The sequence below is a fragment of the Chthoniobacterales bacterium genome (assembly GCA_039930045.1).
Taxonomy (GTDB): Bacteria; Verrucomicrobiota; Verrucomicrobiia; order Chthoniobacterales; family DASVRZ01; genus DASVRZ01.
The window spans coordinates 142,470-166,387 of the sequence record JBDSQB010000010.1 but is presented as its reverse complement, the minus strand read 5'-3'; the positions used below and the strand labels follow the sequence as shown (position 1 = coordinate 166,387).

Here is a 23,918-nt window from a genome sequence, read left to right as displayed (position 1 = left end):
TTATGCCCGCACCCACCATCGACCCCACCACCAGCGTTCTCGGCTACAAACAATGGGAATACTGGCAATATCAGCCCTACGCGACCGATAGCAGCTTCCTCCCCGTCGTCCTCTGGGAAGCCAAAGGTTTGCCGGACGGTATGACCATCGACGCGCCGACGCTTTACATCGCCACCACGGGCGCAGCATCGACGGATATAATCACCGCCACCGGCAGCGCTTTTGCCAATGGCGACAAGGTTTATTTCACCGCACTCACCGGCGGCGCGGGGCTGGCCGTCAACACGCGCTACTATGTCGTCAACGTCTCTGGTGCGACCTTCAAACTGGCGCTCACCTCGGGCGGCACAGCGATTGACTTCACCACCGACATCACAGCGGCCACGATCAGCAAAGTCTCGACCGGCCTGATCAGCGGCGCGGCGACGGTTCCCGGCGTGTTTGTTGTCGAACTAAAAGCCACCAATGCAGAGGGCACCGGGCGTTTAATTGTGCCCATCGGCATCACTCCGCAGGCCGGGTCGAACAGCTTCTATCCCGACGTGGAAATCGACGTAGTCACGCGGGAAGTCCTCTGGCCCGGCTGTGTCATCAAATTGCACGACGCCCTCATCCTGCGTGTCGCTTTCAAAAACTCGGGGAGTTACATCGACATGGATCTCACCGGACTGCGCATGGTGCTGAAGCAGGAGGAAACTGAGTCGATCCTGGTCAAGGGCAACACTTTTGCTAAAGTCGGCGCTGGCACTGCCGCCCGTTATTTGCTCTACATTCCCGCGTCAGATGCCGCCTTTGCAGCCGCCCTCGCGGATTCCGAGGATAACATCCCGCTCGACGCCGCGTCGGGACTCTCCACCACTGGTTTCCCCGCCCTCGCGGAGATTAGTTGGACGGTGAATAACGCCAGCGGAATCAGCGGCTCTCCGACCACTCTGAATCAGTCGTCGAAAACTTTCCTCATCGAAGCCGAGCGCGATCTCGAACCCACCCAAGCATGACCTGGAACGAAGCCCGTATTTTAGCCGAGGCAGGCCAATTGGTTCGCCGTCGCTCGTGGCCTGCCACCACCCCCGACTTCGCCTGGCTCTTCGAGGATCGCGGGTTGTTTTATTCCGACCAATTCATCCTTACCAACGGCAAACTTACCAGCAAAGGCGTGAGAGCCATTGTCACCAACGCCCGCTTTACGTCCGCCGAATTTCTGGCCACGGATTGGCAAAGCCAGAATGAATACCTGACCACGATCACTCCGGTGCCACCCCTGCCACCGACACCTCCTTTGCCCCCGGTTCCGCCGGTATTACCGCAGCCACCCACACCCTCTGTCCAAGCAGCCATCGATATTCGCTCTGAGCGTTTTTCCAGCGTTACGTGGGCTGTCGGCATTTTCCAACTTTATCGAGGGTCCGCCCGCGTCTTCACTCTCACGGCAGACCGTGATTACATCACCTTTCACAACACCCTCATCCTCCAGACGGGCGATGTTTTGCGGCTGGTCAATACCACAGGCTCCCGTGGGTTTGCCTACACCTGGACGACCCGCATCAATGGCGGGCCGGTAGCCACATACTCCGGATCGGGTGCGACTACGCCTGACCCCTTTATTCCGGGCGCGTTCACCCTTGGCTCGATCACGATATGACCTGGGACGAGGCGCGGGCGATCTGCGAGGCAGGCACCCCCGTTCGCCGCCGCTCTTGGCCCGTCACGCGCCAGAGCTTTCGCTGGCTGATCTGCCAACGCGGCCTGTTTTTCGAGCAACAATACTTTCTCAACCCGACCGTGCCGTCCGGTGCGCCCTCCATCGAGACGGCAACCCGCTTCCGCGCCGCTGAGTTTCTCTCCGATGACTGGACTACCGAGCCGATCCTCACCACACTCGATCCCGATCCACCCTCCGTTCGGCCCGAGGGCGACCAAACTCTCCCAGCCAACGACGACGGTTCCACCACCGAAATACCCCTGCCGTTTTCGATCAACTACTACGGGACGACTTACCATTCGCTGTGGGTGAACAACAACGGCAACCTCACTTTCGACGGGGCCATGAGCGCCTACACGCCCACCTCACTGGCCGCGCTAGGTCGCGCCGTTATCGCCGTTTTCTGGGCCGACGTGGACACCCGTGCTCCCACTTCCGGGAAGGCAACTTACGGGAACTATAATACCGACGGCGATGTCTTCGTCGCCACTTGGCCCGAGGTTGGGTATTACAGCGTTGCCGCCGACAAACTCAACCGCTTCCAAATTGCACTCGTCAACCAGGGCGGCGGCGACTTCGACGTGGAGCTAAATTATTCCAAAGTGGAATGGGAGACAGGAAATGCGTCGGGCGGCTCAGGCGGCCTGGGAGGATCATCCGCCCGAGCAGGCTTCGCGGCCGCCAGTGGCGGCTCGGTAGAGATCGACGGCTCCGGAGTCAACGGCGGATTCCTGGACTCCAATCCCGCAGGCTTAATCTACCGCTCCCACGGCTCAGACATCGCTGGCCGATTCCTTTATAGCTTTAGAGGAGGACTGTTGCAGAACCCCTGAACAATGACTGCGCGAACTCTGCAAACCTCACACAGCGAAGGTCAAAATTCTCATACCTATTTCATTCGTTCCCGAATCGGCGTGCGGGATACATGACACGCTCGAAGGGGCGTTTGACACGGTTTATGGCCGATTTGCACGTTCCAAGGCTCGATTGACACGCTCGAAGGCGCCTCTCGCACGGAAAAAGGGTGAATTGACACGTTGCAAGGCTCAGTTCGCACGTTCCAAGCCTCGATTGACACGTCCGAAGGCTGCGCTCGCACGTCCCCAGGCGCGACGAACAGGGAGCCGCTTTCTGGATGGCGCAGCGGGATTTTTCCCTTAACGTCCCAGCCATGCGCCGGCCACGAGTGATTTCCAATTTTGCCATGACGGCGGATGGGAAGGTCTCGACCCGGAACCACACGCCCTCGGGGTTTACCTCGGCGCGGGATAAGCGGCGGTTGCTGGAGATTCGCGCGCTGGGCGATGCGTTGCTGGTGGGGCGCGGCACGGCGGAGGCGGACGAGATGTCGATGACGATTCCGGCGGAGGACTTGCGGGCGGAACGGCTGGCGCGCGGGCAGTCGGAGCATCCGCTACGGGTGCTGGTTTCCCATTCGGGCGAGATTCCGGCGACGCTCCGGGTGTTTGCCAATGCGGTCGCGCCGACGCTGATCTACTCCACGGAGGCGATGCCGGCGGCGAGCCGAGAGGCGTTGCAAGCGAGGGCGGAGTTGCATCTGACTCACGAGAAAACCGTCCCGCTGCGCTGGGTGCTGGGCGAGTTGCGGTCGCATCACGGCGTACGCACGGTGGTCTGCGAGGGCGGGCCGACGCTGCTGCGGGCGCTGCTCGCGGAGGATTTGCTGGATGAGATGTTCATCACGCTGGCCCCGAAGATTTTTGGCGGAAAGGACGCGCCGACGATGACGGGAAAGGCGAGCTCGTTCCTCCCGGAGACGCGGCATTTTCGCCTGAAAAAGTTTTTCGTGGAAAACAATGAAGTCTATTGCCACTACGTCAGGCGTATAACCCCGTAAAATCATGCAAACCGGCAACTCCATTCTCATCCGCGCTTCCAAGGAAAAGATCTTTGAAGCCGCCGCCGATCTCTCGCAATGGCCGAGGATTCTGCCGCATTACCGTTACATCGATTACATCGAGAGCGCCAAGGACCGGCATGTCGTCAAGATGGCCTGCTACCGCACTGGCATTCCCATTTCCTGGATGAGTGAGGAAGTGATCGACCGCGAGAAACTCCAGGTGCGTTTCCATCATTTGAAGGCGTTTACAAAAGGGATGAACGTCGTCTGGACTTTTACCGACACGCCCGACGGCGTATTGGTGGAGATCATGCATTATCTCCGTTTCCGCATTCGCTGGCTCGCCCCGATCGCTGGCTTGATCATTGGGAATTTTTTCATTTCTTATGTGGCCGGACAGACTTTGAAACATATGAAACTCCACTTGGAAAACCCCGCCACGTGAGCCGTCGCGCCGTCATCACCGGGCTGGGGCCCATCACTTGCATCGGCACGGGCAAGGCCGCCTTCTGGGCCGGGTTGCTCGCGCAAAAGAGCGGCATCACCCGTCTCACGGAGTTCGACACCACGCTCTATCGCGCGCATTGCGCCGGGCAGATCGCCGATTGGGATGGAACTCGTTTCTTTCCACCGCACCGGCTGAAACGTCTGGATCGTTACGCGCAATTTGCCGTGGCCTCGGCCAAGCTCGCGCTGGAGGACGCCGGCATCGTGGCGACTCCCGAGAACCCGACGGATCGCATTGGCGTGAGCTACGGCACAGCGCTCGCTGGCATTGCCAACGCCGAGGGCCAGCACGCGCTCTTTGTGAAAAAAGGACCGCGCGCGGTGCATCAGACGCTGGCCTTGCAAGTCTTCGGCGGCTCGGCGCACTCCAATATCGCCATCGAATGCGGTCTGCGCGGCGTGGGCACAACGAACTCCAACTCGTGCGCCAGCGGCACGGTGGCCATCGGCGAGGCACTGCGTTACATCCGCGATGGCTGGGCCGATGTGATGGTCGCAGGCGCGGCCGAAGCGCCGCTGAGTCCGCTGACGTATGGCGCGTTTGCGTTCATCAAAACGATGTCGCAATGGACCGGCGACCCGGCGGAAAGCTGCCGTCCATTCGACTTAAACCGCGATGGATTCGTCATGGGCGAGGGCGCGGCGAGCCTGATCATCGAGGAATACGAGCACGCCAAAAAACGCGGCGCGCACATTTACGGCGAGGTGCTGGGTTACAGTCTGAACAACGACGCGCATCACATGACGACTCCGCTGCCGAGCGGCGAGGCTTGCACGAAGGCGATCAACGATGCGCTGGCCGATGCCAAGGTGAACGGCGACCAGATTGACTACATCAACGGCCATGCGAGTTCGACTCAAATGAACGACGCCAACGAGTGTTTCTGCGTCCAGAAAGCGCTCGGACACGAGGTGGCGAGTCGCATTCCGATCAGCGGAACGAAGGCTTACACGGCGCATCCGCTCGGAGCCACGGGCGCGATGGAAGCGATCATTTGCGCGCTCGCGCTGGAGAATAACTGGGTGCCCCCGACGCTGAATTACGAGACGCCCGACCCGGCCTGTCCGCTCGATGTGGTGCCGAATGAGGGCCGCGAAAAGAAGTTGAGTTACATACTAACCAACAGCTTCGGCTTTGGCGGAATCAACAGTTGCGCCGTGCTCGGCCAAGTCTGAGCCGGCTCCATTTCACTGCAACTCGTCCGGGTGCCGCCCGGTGAGCGCGTGGCGGATGGTCTTCAGGAGCGTCTCTGCCGTGTAAGGTTTCGGCACGAAATAGGGAACGGCCATTCCGACTTCCTGGGCCACATGTTCATTGGAAGACAAGCCGCTGGAGCCGATGACTTTGACTTCCGGATTGATCGCCTTCAAAGCGAGGATCGTGGCCGGGCCGTCCATCACGGGCATGGCCATGTCGGTGAGGACCAGGTCGATTTTTTGTTGGTTCTGCGCGTAGATCGCAAGCGCCTCGACGCCGTGAGCGGCGAGCAGGGTGCGGTAGCCGAAATGTTCCAGCGTCTTCTGCACGGTCTCGCGGAGGATCTGCTCATCGTCCACGACGAGAATCCATTCGCCGTTGCCGCACGGGAGCGGTTTGGGAAGCAATGCCGCGGCGGTGGCGGAGGCCGCGACGGTGTTTGCCGGGAGATACACCTCAAACTGCGTCCCCTCGCCCAACTGGCTGTTGAGCGCGATGAATCCCTCGTGGCTTTTGACGATTCCGATGCTGGTGGAAAGCCCGAGCCCGGTGCCCTGGCCCACGACTTTGGTGGTGAAAAACGGCTCAAAAATCTTGTCGCGCACTTCCGGCGGAATGCCCTCGCCCGTGTCGGCGACGGTGATCCGAACGTAATCGCCGGGCCGCGCCTCGGGGTTCATCGACACGTAAGTTTCATCCAGCCGGACGTTTTGCACGTCGATGGAGAGACGACCGCCCCGCGGCATGGCGTCGCGGGCATTGACGCAGAGGTTGAGAAAGACTTGGTGCAACTGCGTGTGGTCGCCGGTGATCGTCCAGAGGTCGCGGCCGATATTAAGCTCACACGTGATCGACTTAGGGAACGTTTCGCGGGCGATTTTCTGGATGTCGCGCAGGATGTGAATGAGATCCACGACGACGCGCTGGCCTTCGACGCCACGGGCAAAGGAGAGCACCTGCCTGACCAGGTCGGAGCCGCGCTCGGCGCTGCTGAGCAGGGTGTTGAGCAATGCCTCGGTGTCTTTGTCGGGGAATTTCATTTTCAGGATTTCCAGCGACATCATGATGGGGGCCAGCATGTTGTTGAGGTCGTGCGCGATGCCGCCCGCCAGCGTGCCGATGCTCTCCATCCGCTGGGCGCGCAGGAACTGGGCTTCGAGTTTTTTCTTTTCCGTGATGTCTGTGGCGATGGAGAGAACGGATTTAGGCCGGCCCTCGCTGTCATTAACGACGGTGCAGTGCACGTCCATGGTCAGGTCACTGCCATCCTTGCTGCGCTGGGCCACTTCTCCCCGCCATTCCCCGGTGGAAATGATGGCGTTGAGAATCGCATCGTATTGAGTTGGATCCTTGAAGAGCAACTCCACGGAATTCTTGCCCATCGCCTCCTCGGAGGTCCAGCCGTAGGTGCGTTCGGCACCTTTGTTCCAGTAGATGATGCGCCCGGCGAGATCCTTCACATGAATGGCCTCCTGGGCGCTGTCGAGCAGGGCGGCCTGCTCGCTCAGTCGCTGTCCGTCGCGTTTTCTTTGCTCCTCGCTCTCATGACGATGCGTAATGTCGCGAGCCACCCCGAAGACCTGGCGCGACTCCGGCATGGGATAGACGTTCCAGGAGAGCCAGCGATGGGTCCCGTCCTTGCAGAGGTAGCGATTCTCGAAGTCGCGGACAGGCACGCCGTGGAGGATTTTTTCCCGGGTCGCGAGGGTGATGTCGTGGTCCTCGGGGTGGACAAATTCCACCGAGGGACGGGTGGTGAGTTCCTCCGCCGACCAGCCGAGCGTGCTGGTCCAGGCGGGATTCACGATTTCAAACCAACCATCGAAATTGGCCACGCAGAGCATGTCCATCGAGTAGTTGAAAAACCGGTCGCGCTCCTCCTCGGCCTGCTTGCGCGCGGTGATGTCCTCCGTGACTGCGATGAAACTCGACTCCTGACTTATCGGATCGCGAATGACCGACAGGCTGATCTGGCTCCAGACGACGCGGCCATCTTTTCGGAGATAACGCTTCTCGTAAACGCAGCTCTCGCGGCGGCCTTCCCGCACATCGGCGATCAAGCTCTCGTCGCGTTTCCGGTCCTCGGGAACGGTGATGGAAAAAACATCCTGAGATTGCAGTTCGGTTTCGCTGTAGTCGACCATCTGCCGGTAGGCGGCGTTGGTTTCGAGAAACGTCCCGTCGAAGCTGGCGATGACCATCCCAGTGGCTGCGTTTTGGAAAGTGCGGCGGAAACGCTCTTCGCTTTGTTGCAGAGCATTCAACGCCGTGATGCGTGCAGTTACATCGAGCGCGAGAACCAGACGGGCCGGAGAACCATGGAAGTCCAATTGCAGCGAACTGACTTCGACCTGAATCGCGCTCCCGTCCTTGCGCCGATGCCGCCAGACGCCGGATTGGGAGGGAGCCGAGCCCAACTCGGCCAATGTTTTATACAGGGTAGGCACATCCTCCGGCGGGCGGATGTCGACGAGAGAGAGCTGGAGAAATTCTTCCTGCGAATAGCCATACATGGCGACGGCCATATGGTTTACCGCGAGGAATCGCAGCGTATTCACATCATAGACCCACATCGGATGCGGGTTGTGCTCGAAAAGCCAGCGGTAGCGTTCCTCGCTCTCACGCAGCCCGGCCTCGGAAGATTTTCGCTCTGTGATGTCCATCACGCTGCCTAGACGGCGAAGGGGTTTCCCATTTTCGTCGGTGACGAGTTTCCCACGCGCCGACATCCAGCGAATCTCGCCAGTGTCGCGTCGGCGAATGCGAAATTCCACCTCCCAGTCAGATCCCATTTCGGCGCGGTTCAGCAAATGACGATCCTCTGGCAGCACAAACTCGAGAAACGCCTCCATCGTTCTGCCGAAATCCTTCAGCTCGATGCCAAACAAAGCGCTCGTCTCCATGGACCAAGTGGATTGCTGCGTCACGAGATTGAGTTCCCAGCTTCCCATCTTGGCAATCTCCTGCGTCTCGTGAAGCAGGGCCGTCATGCGCTTTTCCTCGCGAATCTGACGACGCAAATCCATCTCGGTCATCACGTTGCGGCTCAACACTTGCAGCGCGTGCTCCTGCATCGGCGTGAGCTGGCGCTCGACCCGGTCGATCACGCACAGAGTTCCCAGAATCTGCCCCGTCGTAGTGATCAGCGGCGCTCCGGCATAGAACCGGATCCCGTCGGGCGCCACCACGTATGGGTTGTTGGAAAAGCGGGGGTCTTCCAATGGTTTCTGCACGATGAGCAAGTCAGGGCTCTCCAAGGCATGAGCACAGAAAGAGTGCTCACGCGGTCCGCCATTCATCTCCAACCCGATTCTGGATTTGAACCACTGGCGCGAATCGTCCACGAGGGTGATCGTGGCGATGGGAGTGCCGCAAATTTCCGCCGCCAGCTTGGTGATCTCGTCATATTTCGACTCCGGTGGCGTGTCGAGAATGTCGTAATCGCGCAGAGCCGCCAGCCGGGCCGTCTCGTCGGCGGGGGAAATGGGCGCAGTCATTGCCGGGCTGGGGAAAAAACAAACATAAACAGTTCCCCAAAGAGGGGTGATCAATCTGTCACAAATGCGAGCCGGATTCCACCCGAAAAGTTAGGAGTCGAGTTAGAAGTAATCCTTCGGGTCCATCCCGATCGCACGAATCGTGCAGCCGGAGACGACTTTGGCGGTTAATTGCTCCTGAGCCCCGCGGAGGAGTTCCGATGTGGCCGAACCCGGATTGAACCACACCTCGCTCGCATCCACTTGCGCCAACCCGGGCAGCAATGACTCCCCGACGGTCGGTGGCACATAGAGGCTTACCCAATCCACCGGCTGCGGCACGTCCACGATGGACGCATAGGCCTTTAACCCGGCGACTTCTTGCTCCTTCGGATTCACCGGATGCACTACCCAGCCCGCCTGGAGAAACGCCAGCACTGCGGCGTGGCCATATTTCCCTGAGTCATTTGAGGCTCCAATGATCGCGATGCTGGGCATGAGGAAATCTGCCGCGCTCCATGGCGTTCCGCAAACACAGCCGCAAGCCCTCCGGCAAACGATTTATCGACTACATGGACTCCATCAATCAACAGCAGCCAGAAGACAATCACGAAGACCTCCGCGGCGCGAAAGCCATCGAGAAAATCCAGGAGCTGATCGAAAAAACGCCGACTTGTTTCTTCGTTACCGCCGAGGCGACGCATGGACCCCACGGGGCGCGCCCAATGAGCGTGCAGAAGGTCGATGACTCGGGAAATTTCTGGTTTCTGAGTGCCGACGACAGCCACAAAAACCTCGAAGTCGCCATCGATCCCTCAGTCAGGCTCTACTTCCAAGGCTCGACGCATTCGGATTTTCTGCTCATCCAGGGCACTGCGAGCATTTCGCGCGACCACGATAAGATCAAAGAACTTTGGGAACCGGTCATCAAAACGTGGTTCACCGGCGGCGTGGACGACCCACGAATCACTGTCATCAAAGTCACGCCCACGGAAGGTTATTACTGGGACACGAAGCACGGACAGGCCGTCGCAGGAATCAAGATGCTCATCGGCGCGACCATTGGAAAGACGCTTGACGACTCCATCGAAGGCCGACTTTCAGTCTAATCAAGACGGCCATCGCGACCTAACTCCACTCACTCCGCAACGTTGAAGCGGAGCTTATTTCTGCGGGACTGTTCAGAATGTCCTCGCGGCGATTGACTTTTTGCTCGGAAAACGTCTTTCATGGTGATATGAGATTTTCCCTAGTGTTCCTTCTCGCCGCCTGCCTCCTCACCCGCGTGGCGCATTCGCAGGGTGTGGCCAACATCCCTTTCATGACGATGGAAGGCAAAGTGACCTCGCTCGCCGACTTCAAGGGCAAGGCCTGGCTCGTGGTCAACGTAGCCTCGCGTTGCGGCAACACTCCGCAATACACGGGTCTCGAAAAACTCGCGAAAACCTACCAGCCGCAAGGTCTCGTCGTCCTCGGCTTCCCTTGCAACGACTTCGGCAATCAGGAGCCCGGCAGCACGGGTGAAATCCGGGAGTTTTGCAGCGTGAAATACGGCGTCACCTTCCCCATTCTCGACAAAATCCACGTCAAAGGTCCAGACCAGACTCCGCTCTACGCCGCCCTGACCAACAGCAGCGCGAAATTCCCCGGAGAAGTGAAATGGAACTTCGGTAAATTTCTCATCAGCAAAGACGGCGAAGTCCTCGCGCGTTTCGAGCCGAAGATGCAACCCGAGGATCCGGCTCTAGTCAGCGCTATCGAGGGAGCGTTGAAGTAAAGGGCAGTCACAAACCTCATTTTTGAAAGCAGCTCTGCCACCGGTGCCGGGTTCCCCCTTTCGTCTTACCGCCGCACCATCTATGAAAAAAATCTGCCTTCCCGTCGTTCTGGCCCTGGCCTTTCTCCCGCTTCTATCAGCTCAAGAAGCCCTGCCTCCGAGCGCGCCTCCTGCCGGACATGGTGAGAAACATGACGACTCCCCGTTACACAAAGAGATGGAGGCTCTCAACCGGAATATGCGCAAACTCAGCCGCCAATATTCCGATGCCGCGCAAAAGGAGAGTTCCCTGAAACTCGTCTCGGAAATGCTGGCAAACTCTGAGGCTGCCAAGACAATGATTCCTTCCCAAGTTGCCAAATTACCGGAAGCGGACCAAGCAAAAGCGCTGGAGATCTACCACAAAGATATGGACACGCTTTCCACTGAGTTGACCACACTCAAAGAGTTGATCACAGCGGGTGACGCGGTGGCCATCAAGGCGCAACTCGACAAGCTAAACGACGTGAAGAAGAGCGGTCACAAGGATTTGGGAGTCAAAAAGGGTGGCCCCGGCGGCGACCGTCCGCACGGCCCCGGTCCGGAGGAAGTCCATTAACCTTCGCCTCCCCGTTATTGCCCTGCTCGGCTTGTTGTGGCTGGCAGTTCTTCCCGTCGCAAGTACCGACGGGGAAAACACACCGGATTTGGAGCGTGATGTGCGGCAGATTTTCGCCGCCAAATGCATTGAATGCCACGATAGCGCCACGGCCCGGCCCAAAGGCGACTTTGGCTACGTTCTCGACCTGGCTCGAGTCGCCGCGAACCCCGATTGGGTGACTCGTGGCAACGCGGAGGACTCCGATCTTTATCTGATGGTGGAGAATGAAGAAATGCCAGGCGATGACGCGACAGTTCCCCCGCTAACCACGCAGGAGAAAGACACCGTCAAACGCTGGATCGACGCCGGTGCCCAGGCCAGTCCGCTCCCAAACTCCGCTCAGAAAACTCCGCCACGCGGACGCACCGATCTTCCTCTCATCCCGCGCCTCATCCGCGCGCTTGGTCAGTTTCATCCGCCCTCCGCGCATTTCCCCATTGCGCTCCTCATTGCCGCCTTTCCGGCTGAGGTGATGTGGAAACGCACGCGCAAACCCAACTGGAAATCCACCGTCCGCTTCTGCGTCATGCTTGGAGCGATCAGCGCCGTCCTCACCGCGCTCCTCGGCTGGTGCAACGCCTCGCCGCATACAGGCGAACTGGCGCACATCATGGAATGGCACCGCTGGCTCGGGACCGGCACCGCCGTTTGGGCTGTTGGCCTCGCCATCATCTCCGAAATGGCGCACAAGGTGGGTCAACCCCGGCTCTGGCGCTATTCATTCCGCACCACCCTCGTCGCAGGCATCCTTCTCGTCAGCTTCACCGGCTACTTCGGAGCTGCGCTGGTTTATGGCATTCAGCACTTCAATTGGTAAAGGAAGATGGCTCTCCGCCAAGAGCTGCGTGTCAGTGGCGCGAGTTCCAATGCAATATATGCAGCCTGACGAGGGAACGGCACCCTCTCCTCTAAACGGTCAGACCCGCAGCGAGCCGCGAAAGGCCCGGGCGGCGTAGTAAGACTGCGCGCCGTTGTGCCCTGTGAAGACCCGTCCGTAACGGCAGTCGCAATACAGCGCGCCGCCGAGTTGACGGATATTGTCCGGCGTTTTCACCCAGCTCGAAGTCTTTAAGTCAAACTCGCCCAGCTTTTGCAGTTCCAGGTATTCCTCCTCGGTGAGCAGCTCGATGCCCATCTCCGTCGCCATGTCGATCGCGGTGTTGGCGGGTCGATGCTCCTTCCTCGATTCCAGCCCGGCACGGTCGTAACAAACACTCACGCGACCTTTCGGAGTTTCCGACGAGCAATCGTTGAAAACGACTTCCCCCGTCTGCGCATCCTGACTCACCACATCGGGCTCTCCACCGGTTTTTTCCATTTCCAAGAGCGACCACAGCTTCTCGGGACTCGCTTCGAGCCGTGATTGGACTTTCGCCCATTCCACACTGGGATGACGACTCACATGTTTCTCAAACCGGGCTTTTAACACCCGAAACAACCCCTCACGTTGCTGGGGCGACAACTCATTTTTCTTGGTGGGCATACCCCAGCATCGCTCCTCTGCCCGGCTGTCGTAAAGCTCAAGCGGCGACCTTGGGAAAAAAATCCAGCACGCGCCGCTAGCAGGCGGGACGCGCGATGGTATCCAGCACTTTCTCAGGAGTCACATCGCGCTTCAACTCGGCGAGCTCGGGATTCTGCGCTTCCTGAAGTTTCAACTGCTCGCCCATTGCAGTTACAAGTTTGGCGATTACGGAATCACGGCCACTTCGGCTTCCAGTCGATCCAGAACCTGTTCGTTGGCTTCAGTGACGAATGACTGAATCTCTCCAAAGTGTTCGCTCGAAGCGAAGACTTGGCGCCACTTCAGTCGCGTCTGGTGTTCGCCTTCCTCTGCCAGTGTGACGATGAGCTGGAACTCATGCGCCGGATCGGGATGATTGATCACGATCCGCTCCGGCTCGACGATCTCGACTGCGAAATACTCGTTCTTGTAATCCGTGCCGTCCGGTCCATGCAGCGTCAGTTCCCAGCGGCCACCGGGCCGGAACTCAAAGCGGTGGAGCGTGCTGCGGAATCCATTTGGTCCCCACCAGCGCGCAAGGTGCTCTGGTTCGGCAAACGCGCGGAAAACCCTCTGTCGTGAGGCATTCAACACCCGGTAACTCACGAGCTGACACTCGATTGGCTCATCCGTGGAGTTGTCCAGATGGCTCACTGTTTTCATCGCGTTAGCATCGCCAAAACTTTCGCCGTTGCGCAAAAGAAAAGCCCTGAAAAAATCATTTCTTTCACTCATATTCCGACCATGAGCGACACCCACACCATCCGCCTGCACCGAGTCCTTCGCGCCAAACCCGAGCGCGTCTATCGCGCCTTTCTCGATCCGGACGCCAAGGCCAAATGGCTCCCGCCCCACGGTTTTACGGGCAAAGTGCATCACCTCGACGCCCGCGTCGGCGGCACCTACCGCATGTCGTTCACCAACTTCACCACCGGCTCCAGCCACCACTTCGGCGGCACCTACACCGAGATCGTGCCCAACGAACGCCTCCGCTACACCGACAAATTCGAGGACCCCAATCTCCCCGGAGAAATGCACATCACGGTCGAACTCACGGAAGTCTTCTGCGGCACCGAGTTGCACATCACTCAAGAGGGCGTCCCGGCCATCATCCCCGCTCCCGCCTGCTATATGGGCTGGCAGGAATCGCTCGAACTCCTCGCCCAACTCGTCGAGCCCGAGATTCCCGATCAAGTCTGATCGGCGAGCCGCAGAGTGCGGAAAAAAGCCATTCGACTTCCATCCGACTCTGCGGCGATTCCTCCGCCGGTTGTTGCGATGCGCCTTACCAGGTCCGCGTGTCTTCCAGCGCCTCGCCGGTCTCCAGCAGCGTCTTCAGACTCGACAAAATCACCGGCCAGCCATTCGACACCGCCTCGATGAATTTCGACTGACCGCGATCCATCTCGTGCAGCACGGTCAATTTCACCATGCCCTCCTTCGGCTCCAGCGTGTAAGTCATCCGCGACACGCCCTCGGCCTTCTTTTCCTCCTGCATCTCGTGCTGCCAGCTTAGGACGAGCCGTTTCGGAGGGTCGAGTTCGAGGATTTCCCCGCCATCGACCACGGTGCCGTCTGGCGCGGTGCTGTGCCATTTCGCCCCGGCCCGAATCTCTCCGTGCAAGGTCGTGGCCCAGAAAAACTCCCGCGGAATCTCGGTCTCGGTGAGTTTCGCCCAGAGCTTCTCGGGCGTGGTGCGAATGAAGGTGACGTAAACGAATGTGCTTTTTTCCATACGATTGATGAGTTGTGTGTTTGAACTAACTGTTTTCTTCGAGACCCTTTTTCAGATCGCTGAGCGCCTGGAGGCGATCGCGTTCATACTTGGCAATCCAGCGCTCGTAGATCTCGTGCAACGGCACCGGATTTAGGAAATGCAGCTTCTCGCGCCCGCGCCAGACGACTGCGACGAGATTGGCCTCTTCGAGAAGAGCCAAATGCTTCGTCACCGCCTGTCGCGTCATCGCCAGGTGCGCGCACAACTCCGACAACGTCTGACCGTTCTCAGCGTGCAACGCATCCAGCAACTTCCGCCGACTCGCATCAGCCAGGGCGCGAAAAACTGCATCCATCGCCATCATTATGCAACCATTCGGTTGCATGTCAAGACTCTATGTCGGCTTCAGAACGGCATTTTTCCGTGCACATCCCAGATTCGCCTGTGTAAACCCCACATTTCCGCGTGACAACCGCCTCTACGTCAGTGCGTGCCCGGCGTTTTCGTCTGCAAATCCGGCGTTCGCCTGTGCCAGCACGGCCTGAACGTGTGTACGACTCCCATTTTCGTGTGCGAGCTCCCCATTTTCCGGTGTAAGCCGCCCATGTTCGCGTGCAAATCGACCCTAAACGCGTGTCACATCCGCCTGAACCGGTGCAAAATCAGCCATTTCCGGTGTCAATCGAGGCTGCGCGTGTATCAAACGGCCATTTCCCGTGTCAATCGAGCCTTCGCCCGTGTCAGGAGAGACTTTTCTCGTGAGTGATCATTAAACACCTTTTTTAGGCTTGTTTCCGGATTCAACGCGCCAATAGACTTCCCTCCCGTGTCATTAACCCGCAACCACCACCTCAAAATCCAATCCTTATGAACGATCGAGAAACCGCCCGCTACGACATGTTTGGCCGCGCTGCCACCTTCGGCATCGATAACTCCGGCGACTTCGCCCCCGGCAGCAAAGCCCTCGGCCATTTCGCCAACATCGCCCGCATCATCAAAGAACTCGACCTCGCCAAAGCCGGGCAACTCGGCGGCGGAGTCACCGCCCATTCCGTCCGCATCGATGGCCTGCGGCTCGACGTCCGAAACATCGCCCGCACCGCCGATGCCATCGATCAAGACGAACCCGGTTTCGCCGACCACTTCCCCTACCCCGCCACCGGCAGCCAGCGCGACCTCATCACCACCGCCGACGCCTACCTGAAGAAACTCGCCCCCGCCGTGTTTCCAGCCGTGGACACCCCAGCGGAACTCGCCGCCAAAACCGCCCTGGCCGCGAAATTCATCGACCACGAACTCCCCGCCGACTTTGTGCAAAACTTGATGGACGACCGTGCCGCCATCGACGGTGCGAAAGATGAAGTCGAGAGCGACGACATCGAAGGCGTGGAAAACACCGGAGCCGTCGGACGTCTCATCCGCGAAGGCATGAAAGAGGTCAACTACCTCGACGCCATCATGAACAACAAATACACCCGCAACCCCGACAAACTCCGCGCCTGGAAAAGCGCCAGCCACATCGCCCGCGCCGCGAAGCGGGAGAAACCAGCGACCAACCCCACTCAGCCAACTTCTTAGGCGATGTAGTAGATTGAGTTTCGTCCTCGTCCTGCCCGCTGGTAGTAGGCTCGGCCCCTTCAGGGTAACAACTGAAAAACTAGAAAGCGCATGGTCCAACGAACCATGCGCTTTCCTCGTTACCAAGCTCCAGCTTCGTTAGCGTGCCCTGCACAGCAGCCTTGCCTCTTCCACTTAGTTCCAGCAGCATCCGCCATGCGGAGCCGTTACCAGATCAACGAACCGAATCGCGCTCACTTCATTACCTGTACCATCGTCGAATGGCTCCCCGTTTTTAACTCTGCCGCTTGTTGCGATCTCATCGTCCAATCTCTCGCTTTTTGTCAGAAACAAAAAGAGCTTCGGATCTACGCATGGGTCATTCTAGATAACCACCTTCACGCCATTCTCGCCGCGCCCGATCTTTCCGCCGTCTTGCGCGATTTCAAAAGCTTCACTGCCTCGAAAATCATCCAGCAGCTCGGTCGTGAAAATCGCGAGTGGCTGCTCAATCAACTTCGCTACTACCGGGCGGCACATAAAACGGGCGAGCATCAAATCTGGCAAGAAGGCTCGCATCCGCAGTCGATCCACACGGACGAAGTGATGCTGCAAAAGCTAGATTACATTCACAATAACCCGGTCAAGCGCGGCATGGTCGTCGCGCCGGAGCATTGGCGTTATTCCTCCGCCCACGCCTGGCTGCCCGGAGCGCAACCGCTCCTGCAATGCGATGACTGGCGTTAGTTGAGGGAAGCCGGACACCGCTTGCTCACTGCCTCTTCGCCCCCTCGTTACTAAGCTCCAGCTTAGTAACGCACTTGTCCCCGAAGCTCCAGCTTCGTCAGCGTGACTTACACAACAACCTTACTCCTCACTCGGCACTGGCCCAGCGTGAAGTCGATGGCCAAGCTTGCAAATAACGTCCATGAAGCCGGAGCTTCAAAAACAACCGCGTCCCCAAGCCAGAGCTTGGAAACGAGGGATATAATGTCCCCCGCTGAGCCTATGGGTAGCCGGTGCGGATTAATTGCAGCGCACATTTTATGCGATGCCACGCGCCATTTCGCTGAAGTGGCGGGGTGGCAGCGCCAACGAGACTCGAAAGTCTCTGATCAAGAGCCTTCAAACCGGGGAGCAAAACTTTTCGGATCAGTTTATCGAATGCCTCGGGATCGGGAGGCTGATTCGCCTTACCACTCATGTGAGCAATCTGCCCTCGCAACCCACCAAAATTCGTCATCTCAAGCACCCAGTTTGCATCGAGGTCCGACATTCGAATTGATAGAGGGACCAATAACTTCCGTAGATACGGCTCCCTGATTCCATGGTTGCTACTGATGACGTGCTTATATTGGTCTAGACACGACACTATCCGCTTTTCGATGTCTGCCTTAGTTTCAAGTTTTGGAAGATCTCTGAAATCGCCTTGTAGCTCCGCCCAGCCGGAATAGCAGATTGTGTAGAGCGAGAAGATAATTCCGTTTACACGGCGGTGCGTAAACCAGTTGGTCTTTGCCGCGTTCGCAACATTTGTGCATCGGATCTCAATAAAAGACTCAATTTCAGCATGAGATAGCGCAATAAAAGCACGAGTTCTGTCAGACTCAGAGTCAGTGTATGCACCAGTTGGACTGATCTGAGGGAGCAGATGCCGTCGCAACGCAGACAGGCGCTTACAAAGGCCGTGGTAATCCGGGCTCATCAACACAACAACTCAAGCACCTACTGCCGGCGGTTGGACGTCAATTTGGTAGGCTTCTGCCAAGCGACCATAAAAAGAGTTGAAGCGGTAGCGCGTCGATTCCAAGCTCTTTGTAGTCCGCTCGATCGATTCGATAAACCTAGGATCCTGTTCGCAAAGCGCTTGATACGTAACCTTCGCTTTCTCGATATCCGCCTCAATCGCGGAGCGTAATAAAGGATCCGTGAGAGCGGCTATGACAACGTCGAAAACCGCACGGTTGAAGCGCCTTTCATAACCACTTCCAGTCCACTTGCTGTAGTTAAAGTCTCGACCGAAAATCGTCTTTGAAAATGCATGTGCGGATTCCAAATCTTCCATTTCCGAAGAGAACCGATCACACAACGCGGCCCAATTTTCGTTGAATTCCTTGCACGATTGATCAAGGAAGTCTTTCAAGTTTCCGCGGTAATAGCTGAGACGATGTTTGAAACTGAAGAAACGGATAATGAGTTCAACATCGCGCATGCGGAAGTCTGGTTCACTAAGTCGCAAAATACCCCGAATTGCCCGACTGGCAGTGGAGCTTTCATCAGCAAAGTCCAAAAATGGACCAGGATGGAGAGCTTGACGAAGTTCTTGCGGGGATAGCGGCTTGCTTCCTCTGTTTAATCGAAGGAACACGTGGAATAAAAGGGCCTCGGACCGCCAGTTTCGCACTACTACCGTGCGAATTGACTGATTTTCGAAAGCGGTAAGGTCCGCTTGGAATTCAAAATCGGATTGAAAATCGCTAAAGCCCCTACCTTCAAGGTCAGGCCGAATTTCTAATCCTTTCAACTTGAACGAACGGAACTCTGATTTTGGGTCCGTCGCCGTAAATTGCCGTAAACACAGAAGACGTTGCTTACCATCCAACACAATATATTTTCCTCTAGCATCGCTTCTTTCTGCTAATACAATCTGAGGGACGGGAAGTCCCAAGATTAGGGATTCGATGAAGAGGCTCTTACGGGTTTGTTCCCAAGCATCCCGGCGCTGAAATCGCGGGTTAAGTTCAATGTTTCCTTTGTCCATCTGACTTAGAAGCGTCTCTGTAGTCCAATCTGTCCCTGACACTGAAACCGAAGAGACATCGATTCGCCTCAGCGGATTGAGGTCGGATTCGTCCTCTGCCCCGTAGTTAGAGTCTATAGATTCCGCGCCGAAGTCTTCCATTAGAGATGATGATTTAAGTGGCTTATGCTTTCGCGTAAAGCTCGGCGCCATTGGCATGGAACTCGGCTGATTTCTCAGCGAGGCCTTTGGCGACGGCTTCTTCTTCGCTGATTTGTTGTTCGGCGGCGTATTTTCTCACGTCCTCGGTGATTTTCATGGAACAGAAGTGGGGGCCGCACATGCTGCAGAAGTGGGCGCTTTTGGCTCCTTCTTGCGGAAGGGTTTCGTCGTGGTATTCGCGGGCGGTGATGGGGTCGAGGGCGAGGTTGAATTGGTCTTCCCAACGGAACTCGAATCTCGCTTTGCTGAGAGCGTTGTCGCGGTATTGGGCGCCGGGGTGGCCTTTGGCGAGATCAGCGGCATGGGCGGCGATTTTGTAGGTGATGACGCCGTCTTTGACGTCTTTTTTGTTGGGCAGCCCGAGGTGTTCCTTGGGGGTGACGTAGCAGAGCATGGCGCATCCATACCAGCCGATCATGGCGGCGCCGATGCCGCTGGTGATGTGGTCGTAGCCGGGGGCGATGTCGGTGGTGAGCGGCCCGAGGGTGTAGAACGGCGCTTCGTGGCACCATTCGAGTTGCTTGGCCATGTTTTCCTCGATCATGTGCATGGGGACGTGGCCGGGGCCTTCGTTCATGACTTGCACGCCTTTGGCCCAGGCGCGTTCGGTAAGTTCGCCCTGGACCTGAAGTTCGCCGAATTGGGCTTTGTCATTGGCGTCGGCGATGGAGCCGGGGCGGAGGCCGTCACCGATGGAGAAGGCGACGTCGTAGGCGGCGCAGATGTCGCAAATGTCGTCCCAATGGGTGTAGAGGAAGTTTTCCTGATGATGCGAGAGGCACCATTTCGCCATGATGGAGCCGCCGCGGGAGACGATGCCGGTCATGCGGGAGGCGGTCCAGGGGATGAAGCGGAGGAGGACGCCGGCGTGGATGGTGAAGTAATCGACTCCTTGCTCGGCTTGCTCGATGAGGGTGTCGCGGAAGATTTCCCAAGTGAGGTCTTCGGCTTTGCCGTTCACTTTTTCGAGGGCTTGATAGATGGGGACGGTGCCGATGGGGACGGGGGAGTTGCGGAGGATCCATTCGCGGGTGGCGTGGATGTTTTTGCCGGTGGAGAGGTCCATGACGGTGTCGGCGCCCCATTTTGTGGCCCAGCGCATTTTCTCGACTTCCTCCTCGATGGAGGACGCGACGGCGGAGTTGCCGATGTTGGCGTTGATTTTGACGAGGAAGTTGCGCCCGATGATCATGGGCTCGGACTCGGGGTGGTTGATGTTGTTGGGGATGATGGCCCGGCCAGCGGCGACTTCGGAGCGGACGAATTCGGGGGTGATTTCGGCAGGGATGCGTTGGGGAAAGCGGGAGAACACGCTCGGCGTGTAATCATTTCTGATTTCTGAATTCTGATTTATGAGTTGGGCGGAGCCTATGTGCTGTTTTTGGAGGTCGGTGCGGTTGTTGTCCTGACTGAAATCGGAAATGTTAAATCCTAAGTTCGAAATGGTTTTTTGGTTTTCGCGGATGGCGATGAATTCCATTTCCGGCGTGATGATGCCGGCTTTGGCGTAGGCGTATTGGGTGACGGTTTTGCCGGGCTTGGCGCGGAGGGTTTCGCGTTTGAGGCCGGGGAATTCGACGAGGCGGTTGCGTTCGGCCTGGCTGGCGAATTCGGCGTGTTTGCCGCTAAGGTAGCCATCGTCCATGGGGAGGACGCTGCGGCCGGCGACGACTTCGACATCGCCGCGGTCGCGGATCCATTTGTCGCGGAGTGGCGGGAGGCCATGGCTGGAATCGCAGGCGACGTCGGGATCGCCCCACGGGCCGCTGGTGTCGTAAACGCGGACGGGTTCATTTTCCACGACGCGGCCATTGAAGTCCTTCGTGGACGCGAGCGAAATTTCCCGCATCGGGACGCGCACATCGGGATGCAACTCGCCTGAAACAAAGACTTTGCGGCTGGCGGGCAGAACGTCGGAGCTGTGGGGAATCGGGGCGCTAAGTGTGGTGGCGTCGTTGTTCATAGGAGTGAGATGGCGTGGAAATGAAAAAAACCGTGCGCTGGTGATGCGTCACGGCTGAGAGATTGAAATGGAACTCCGTTGAAAAAATTCCGCTCCCTTCGACGGGGTTAACCGCATCAGGTTCAAAGGGTCTTTCGCTCGGCCATTGCTGACGGCGAAACTCTCAGCTCGTGGGCTCCCCTGCTTGTCGAGTGCGACGATACCGGAAGCCAGCTGAGAGTCAATGCGCCTTCACTTGCCGGTGAGCTGGCGGACGCGCTCGACGTAGGCGTCGAGGTAGCGGTCGTTTTTCCAGAAATAAAGATTGGGGTCGGATTTTTGTTTCACCAGATTGCGCTCAAACTCGGGTGTGAGAATCTCCGCGCGACCGACGAGCACGCGCGTGATCGTTTTCGGAGCGGGCTGGATGCGCAGCGGGAGAATGGACTCGGTAAAGGCGCCGGGCACGATCCAGAAGACGCGCAGTCCGGGCTTCTGGAAGTAACTTTGCCACCAGGTTTGCAGCATGGCGTCGGCTTCCTTGCGGTAAAGTCCGGCGTCGCGGAGGGCTTCGGCGAGGGTGTTGTAAACAGGCTTTTGCCACTGGCCGGTGGCAGTGAGTTTTTCGAGATCAATGGAAGTCGCCTGGCCAGCGGGCAGCGCGTCGAGGAGTTGGAAACGGGCGGACATGCCGTCGTCGAGTTCGTAAATGAAGAGGCGCGGAATGGCGGTTTCGCCGCGATTCTGGATGGTGAGGACGCGGTCTTTTTCCATTTTGAAAACCACGGGCAACTCGAAATTGCCGACGCCGCGATAGAAGAGAAACTTGTCCGCCGTGCCGTTCTTCGCGGTGACGAGCGCCGAATCGGTCTGGCGAGGGAAGAGCCAGTTGGGAGTCTCGCTGCCACGAAAGATGCGACTTCCATCCGATTCAGCGGGAGGCGTGACTGCGATGTCCCAATGGATGGAACCCTCGTATTTTTGGGCGAAATCGATGTCGCCCAAGAGATGACTCACACCGGCCCCTCCGATGCGAAATGCATTGGCCACGGCGTTCGCGGTTTCTCCGGGAGGCGTCTCGCCGCCGCTGCGACTGGGATACCATTGGCTGATCGAGCCGCCGTGGAAATCCACCTCGACATGGGCCTGAAACTCCTGATCGGTGTAGAAATAAATCACCGGCGTCTCCATTTTCACGGTCACGTTCTTCAGTGGCCGCAGCCAGCCTTTGCCGACGCTAAAATGCCCATCGGCATTGCTCGGGGTGTTCCCCCAATTTTCCATGCCCTCATGCGACTCCACAAACGGCGGCAGGCCTTCCTCCTCGCGTTGCAGGCCGGGGAGCAGCGTGCCATCCGAGCCCGACACCGTCGTAAACGTCCCCCACTCGTGCACCGTGCAGGTCTGCGCACGCGCGGTCGTGATTCCCAGGATAAGCAGCAGTGCGAGTGTTTTCATTGTTCCAAAGATAACGGTTTCCTTCTGCAAAACTTAGGGAAAATATTCCCGCTCAGGCGACTTGCAGTGACACCTTTCGATGCTACTCTGTTGTCCCATTTTTCGCATTTATGAAAGCTGACATCCATCCCAATTACGTCGAAACGACCATCGCCTGCGCTTGCGGTGCCGTTTACCACACCCGCTCCACTAAAAAGGACATCCGCATCGGCATCTGCGCCGCCTGCCATCCGTTCTTCACCGGCGAGCAAAAATTCGTCGATACCGCTGGCCGCATCGAGAAATTCTCCCGCCGCTACGGCACGGAGAAATCCGGTCGCGCTGTTAAAAAAGCCTAGCTCCATTTCGTTCCAATCTGAGACGGTGATTGCGCCCGCGCGCCATCACCGTTTCTCGTTTTTACGCCCGTCCTGCCCGCTGATACCACTTTAACTCCGATGGATTTTTCCCCGCTCATTGAAAAACGCCGCGCCCGCTTCGTCGAACTCGATGCCGAAATCTCGTCGTCGAATCTTTTCGAAAACCCGAAACGCGCCCGGACGATCATGACCGAGCACGCGCAGACCCGGAAACTGCTCGATGCCTGGGAGGAGTTGCAGAAATGCCAGCGCGAACTCGTCGAAAACAGCGAGATGGCCAAGGAGGACGACGCCGAAATGGCCGAAATGGCCGCTGCGGAGATTCCCCTTTTGGAGAAGCGCATCGCGGTGTTGGAGAAGACTGTCCAGTTTTCCCTGCTGCCGCCGGACGAGGATGAAAACCGCGATGCCATCATCGAGATTCGCGCTGGAACGGGCGGTTCCGAGGCGGCGCTTTTCGCGGCGGATCTTTACCGGATGTACACGCGTTACGCCGAGCCACGCGGGTTCAAGATCGAAGAAATAGAGTCGAGTTCGAGTGAACTCGGCGGGCTGAAGGAAGTCATTTTTAAGGTGTCTGGCACCGGCGTCTTTCGCGACATGCGTTACGAGAGCGGCGTGCATCGCGTGCAGCGAGTCCCCGCGACCGAGGCGCAGGGCCGTATCCATACGTCGGCGGCGACGGTGGCCGTTTTACCCGAGGCCGAGGAGGTCGATTTCGAGATGCGCCCCGAGGATTTGCGGATCGAAGTCTGCCGCTCCGGCGGACCGGGCGGTCAGGGCGTCAATACGACCGATTCCGCCGTGCAGGTCATGTATATTCCCACGGGCCGCATCGTTCGCTGCCAGGACGGGCGGAGTCAGATTAAAAACAAGGAAAAGGCGCTCATGATCATGCGTTCCCGCCTGCTAGAGGACAAACGCAACGAGGAGGAGGCGAAATACGCCGCGCATCGCAAAAATCAGATCGGCTCCGGCGGCCGCGAGGAAAAAATCCGCACTTACAATTACCCGCAGAATCGCGTCACCGACCACCGCATCGGCCTCACGCTGTATAACCTCGACACCTTCGTCCAAGGCTACATTGGCGAAATGATCGAGGCGCTCCAGACCCGCGACATGGAAGACCGGCTAAAGGAAGCCGGCCTCGTCGCAGCGTAAAAGCGGCAATCTGGCGGAGATTACGCGATTCGTGTTCCATTTTTGAAGTGCGGCTTTCGCCGATTGATGGGGGGCGATTGGGACAGGTCGCCCCAAT

The 23,918-nt window shown here is 58.1% G+C and carries 24 protein-coding genes and 1 riboswitch; of the genes, 15 read left to right on the top strand and 9 right to left on the bottom strand.

The window, feature by feature from the left end:
* Positions 1–2 precede the first annotated feature (2 nt).
* The 6 genes from ABIT76_08580 (at position 3) to ABIT76_08555 (ending at position 5,246) form a co-directional block, all read left to right on the top strand.
* Positions 3–998 carry a hypothetical protein gene (locus tag ABIT76_08580; protein ID MEO7933197.1) on the top strand — a complete coding sequence of 332 codons (996 nt, stop codon included), beginning with the start codon at positions 3–5 and terminating at the stop codon, positions 996–998.
* A complete protein-coding gene (locus tag ABIT76_08575) occupies positions 995–1,642 on the top strand; it encodes a hypothetical protein (GenBank protein ID MEO7933196.1) in 648 nt (215 codons plus the stop codon). Before ABIT76_08580 ends, ABIT76_08575 begins: the two co-directional genes overlap by 4 nt.
* Positions 1,639–2,535, top strand: coding sequence for a nidogen-like domain-containing protein (locus ABIT76_08570; GenBank protein ID MEO7933195.1), 897 nt, complete (start codon positions 1,639–1,641; stop codon positions 2,533–2,535). Before ABIT76_08575 ends, ABIT76_08570 begins: the two co-directional genes overlap by 4 nt.
* 338 nt (positions 2,536–2,873) lie before the next feature.
* Positions 2,874–3,560 carry a dihydrofolate reductase family protein gene (locus ABIT76_08565; protein MEO7933194.1) on the top strand — a complete coding sequence of 229 codons (687 nt, stop codon included), beginning with the start codon at positions 2,874–2,876 and terminating at the stop codon, positions 3,558–3,560.
* Between the two features lie 4 nt (positions 3,561–3,564).
* Complete coding sequence (locus ABIT76_08560) at positions 3,565–4,008, top strand: SRPBCC family protein (protein ID MEO7933193.1); 444 nt, start codon at positions 3,565–3,567, stop codon at positions 4,006–4,008.
* On the top strand, positions 4,005–5,246 hold the full coding sequence (locus ABIT76_08555) for a beta-ketoacyl-[acyl-carrier-protein] synthase family protein (protein MEO7933192.1): 1,242 nt from the start codon (positions 4,005–4,007) through the stop codon (positions 5,244–5,246). Before ABIT76_08560 ends, ABIT76_08555 begins: the two co-directional genes overlap by 4 nt.
* A 12-nt stretch (positions 5,247–5,258) precedes the next feature.
* Here ABIT76_08555 and ABIT76_08550 read toward each other — a convergent pair whose 3' ends face one another.
* Positions 5,259–8,765: a PAS domain S-box protein gene (locus ABIT76_08550; GenBank protein MEO7933191.1), complete on the bottom strand. Its 3,507-nt coding sequence runs from the start codon at positions 8,763–8,765 to the stop codon at positions 5,259–5,261.
* Between the two features lie 102 nt (positions 8,766–8,867).
* Positions 8,868–9,242: a CoA-binding protein gene (locus ABIT76_08545; protein MEO7933190.1), complete on the bottom strand. Its 375-nt coding sequence runs from the start codon at positions 9,240–9,242 to the stop codon at positions 8,868–8,870.
* A 74-nt stretch (positions 9,243–9,316) separates the two neighbouring features.
* Here ABIT76_08545 and ABIT76_08540 point away from each other — a divergent pair, with 74 nt between their 5' ends.
* The 4 genes from ABIT76_08540 to ABIT76_08525 all read left to right on the top strand — a co-directional run bounded on the left by ABIT76_08540 (position 9,317) and on the right by ABIT76_08525 (position 11,978).
* Positions 9,317–9,853: a pyridoxamine 5'-phosphate oxidase family protein gene (locus ABIT76_08540; GenBank protein MEO7933189.1), complete on the top strand. Its 537-nt coding sequence runs from the start codon at positions 9,317–9,319 to the stop codon at positions 9,851–9,853.
* A 212-nt stretch (positions 9,854–10,065) separates the two neighbouring features.
* Positions 10,066–10,521, top strand: coding sequence for a glutathione peroxidase (locus ABIT76_08535; GenBank protein ID MEO7933188.1), 456 nt, complete (start codon positions 10,066–10,068; stop codon positions 10,519–10,521).
* Between the two features lie 82 nt (positions 10,522–10,603).
* The gene (locus ABIT76_08530) at positions 10,604–11,119 is read left to right on the top strand and encodes a cytochrome b562 (protein ID MEO7933187.1); all 516 of its coding nucleotides are present in this window, start codon (positions 10,604–10,606) and stop codon (positions 11,117–11,119) included.
* Positions 11,120–11,219: 100 nt separating this feature from the next.
* Positions 11,220–11,978, top strand: a complete 759-nt coding sequence (locus tag ABIT76_08525; GenBank protein MEO7933186.1) for a DUF2231 domain-containing protein — start codon at positions 11,220–11,222, stop codon at positions 11,976–11,978.
* A gap of 99 nt (positions 11,979–12,077) precedes the next feature.
* Here the strand turns inward: ABIT76_08525 and ABIT76_08520 are convergent, their stop codons facing one another.
* Positions 12,078–12,644 carry a DUF4256 domain-containing protein gene (locus ABIT76_08520; protein MEO7933185.1) on the bottom strand — a complete coding sequence of 189 codons (567 nt, stop codon included), beginning with the start codon at positions 12,642–12,644 and terminating at the stop codon, positions 12,078–12,080.
* 207 nt (positions 12,645–12,851) lie between these two features.
* Positions 12,852–13,328, bottom strand: a complete 477-nt coding sequence (locus tag ABIT76_08515) for an SRPBCC family protein (protein MEO7933184.1) — start codon at positions 13,326–13,328, stop codon at positions 12,852–12,854.
* 81 nt (positions 13,329–13,409) lie between these two features.
* Here ABIT76_08515 and ABIT76_08510 point away from each other — a divergent pair, with 81 nt between their 5' ends.
* Positions 13,410–13,865 (top strand): SRPBCC family protein, encoded by a 456-nt coding sequence (locus tag ABIT76_08510; GenBank protein ID MEO7933183.1) that lies wholly within the window; start codon positions 13,410–13,412, stop codon positions 13,863–13,865.
* An 85-nt stretch (positions 13,866–13,950) separates the two neighbouring features.
* Here the strand turns inward: ABIT76_08510 and ABIT76_08505 are convergent, their stop codons facing one another.
* Both ABIT76_08505 and ABIT76_08500 read right to left on the bottom strand, forming a co-directional pair.
* Positions 13,951–14,400, bottom strand: a complete 450-nt coding sequence (locus ABIT76_08505; protein MEO7933182.1) for an SRPBCC family protein — start codon at positions 14,398–14,400, stop codon at positions 13,951–13,953.
* Between the two features lie 25 nt (positions 14,401–14,425).
* Positions 14,426–14,737, bottom strand: a complete 312-nt coding sequence (locus tag ABIT76_08500) for a helix-turn-helix domain-containing protein (GenBank protein MEO7933181.1) — start codon at positions 14,735–14,737, stop codon at positions 14,426–14,428.
* Positions 14,738–15,249: 512 nt separating this feature from the next.
* On the opposite strand from ABIT76_08500, the gene ABIT76_08495 reads away from it, so the two are divergent.
* Complete coding sequence (locus ABIT76_08495; protein MEO7933180.1) at positions 15,250–15,960, top strand: hypothetical protein; 711 nt, start codon at positions 15,250–15,252, stop codon at positions 15,958–15,960.
* A 195-nt stretch (positions 15,961–16,155) separates the two neighbouring features.
* Positions 16,156–16,686: a transposase gene (locus ABIT76_08490; protein ID MEO7933179.1), complete on the top strand. Its 531-nt coding sequence runs from the start codon at positions 16,156–16,158 to the stop codon at positions 16,684–16,686.
* A gap of 970 nt (positions 16,687–17,656) precedes the next feature.
* Here ABIT76_08490 and ABIT76_08485 read toward each other — a convergent pair.
* From ABIT76_08485 to ABIT76_08475, 3 genes are all read right to left on the bottom strand, one after another.
* A complete protein-coding gene (locus tag ABIT76_08485) occupies positions 17,657–18,841 on the bottom strand; it encodes a DUF262 domain-containing protein (protein MEO7933178.1) in 1,185 nt (394 codons plus the stop codon).
* Between the two features lie 22 nt (positions 18,842–18,863).
* On the bottom strand, positions 18,864–20,864 hold the full coding sequence (gene thiC, locus ABIT76_08480) for a phosphomethylpyrimidine synthase ThiC (protein MEO7933177.1): 2,001 nt from the start codon (positions 20,862–20,864) through the stop codon (positions 18,864–18,866).
* 76 nt (positions 20,865–20,940) lie between these two features.
* A riboswitch (TPP riboswitch) is annotated at positions 20,941–21,056 on the bottom strand.
* Positions 21,057–21,095: 39 nt separating this feature from the next.
* Complete coding sequence (locus tag ABIT76_08475) at positions 21,096–22,301, bottom strand: hypothetical protein (GenBank protein ID MEO7933176.1); 1,206 nt, start codon at positions 22,299–22,301, stop codon at positions 21,096–21,098.
* 110 nt (positions 22,302–22,411) lie between these two features.
* On the opposite strand from ABIT76_08475, the gene rpmE reads away from it, so the two are divergent.
* Complete coding sequence (rpmE, locus tag ABIT76_08470; protein ID MEO7933175.1) at positions 22,412–22,639, top strand: 50S ribosomal protein L31; 228 nt, start codon at positions 22,412–22,414, stop codon at positions 22,637–22,639.
* A gap of 99 nt (positions 22,640–22,738) precedes the next feature.
* Positions 22,739–23,821, top strand: coding sequence for a peptide chain release factor 1 (gene prfA / locus ABIT76_08465; GenBank protein MEO7933174.1), 1,083 nt, complete (start codon positions 22,739–22,741; stop codon positions 23,819–23,821).
* Positions 23,822–23,918: the final 97 nt, after the last annotated feature.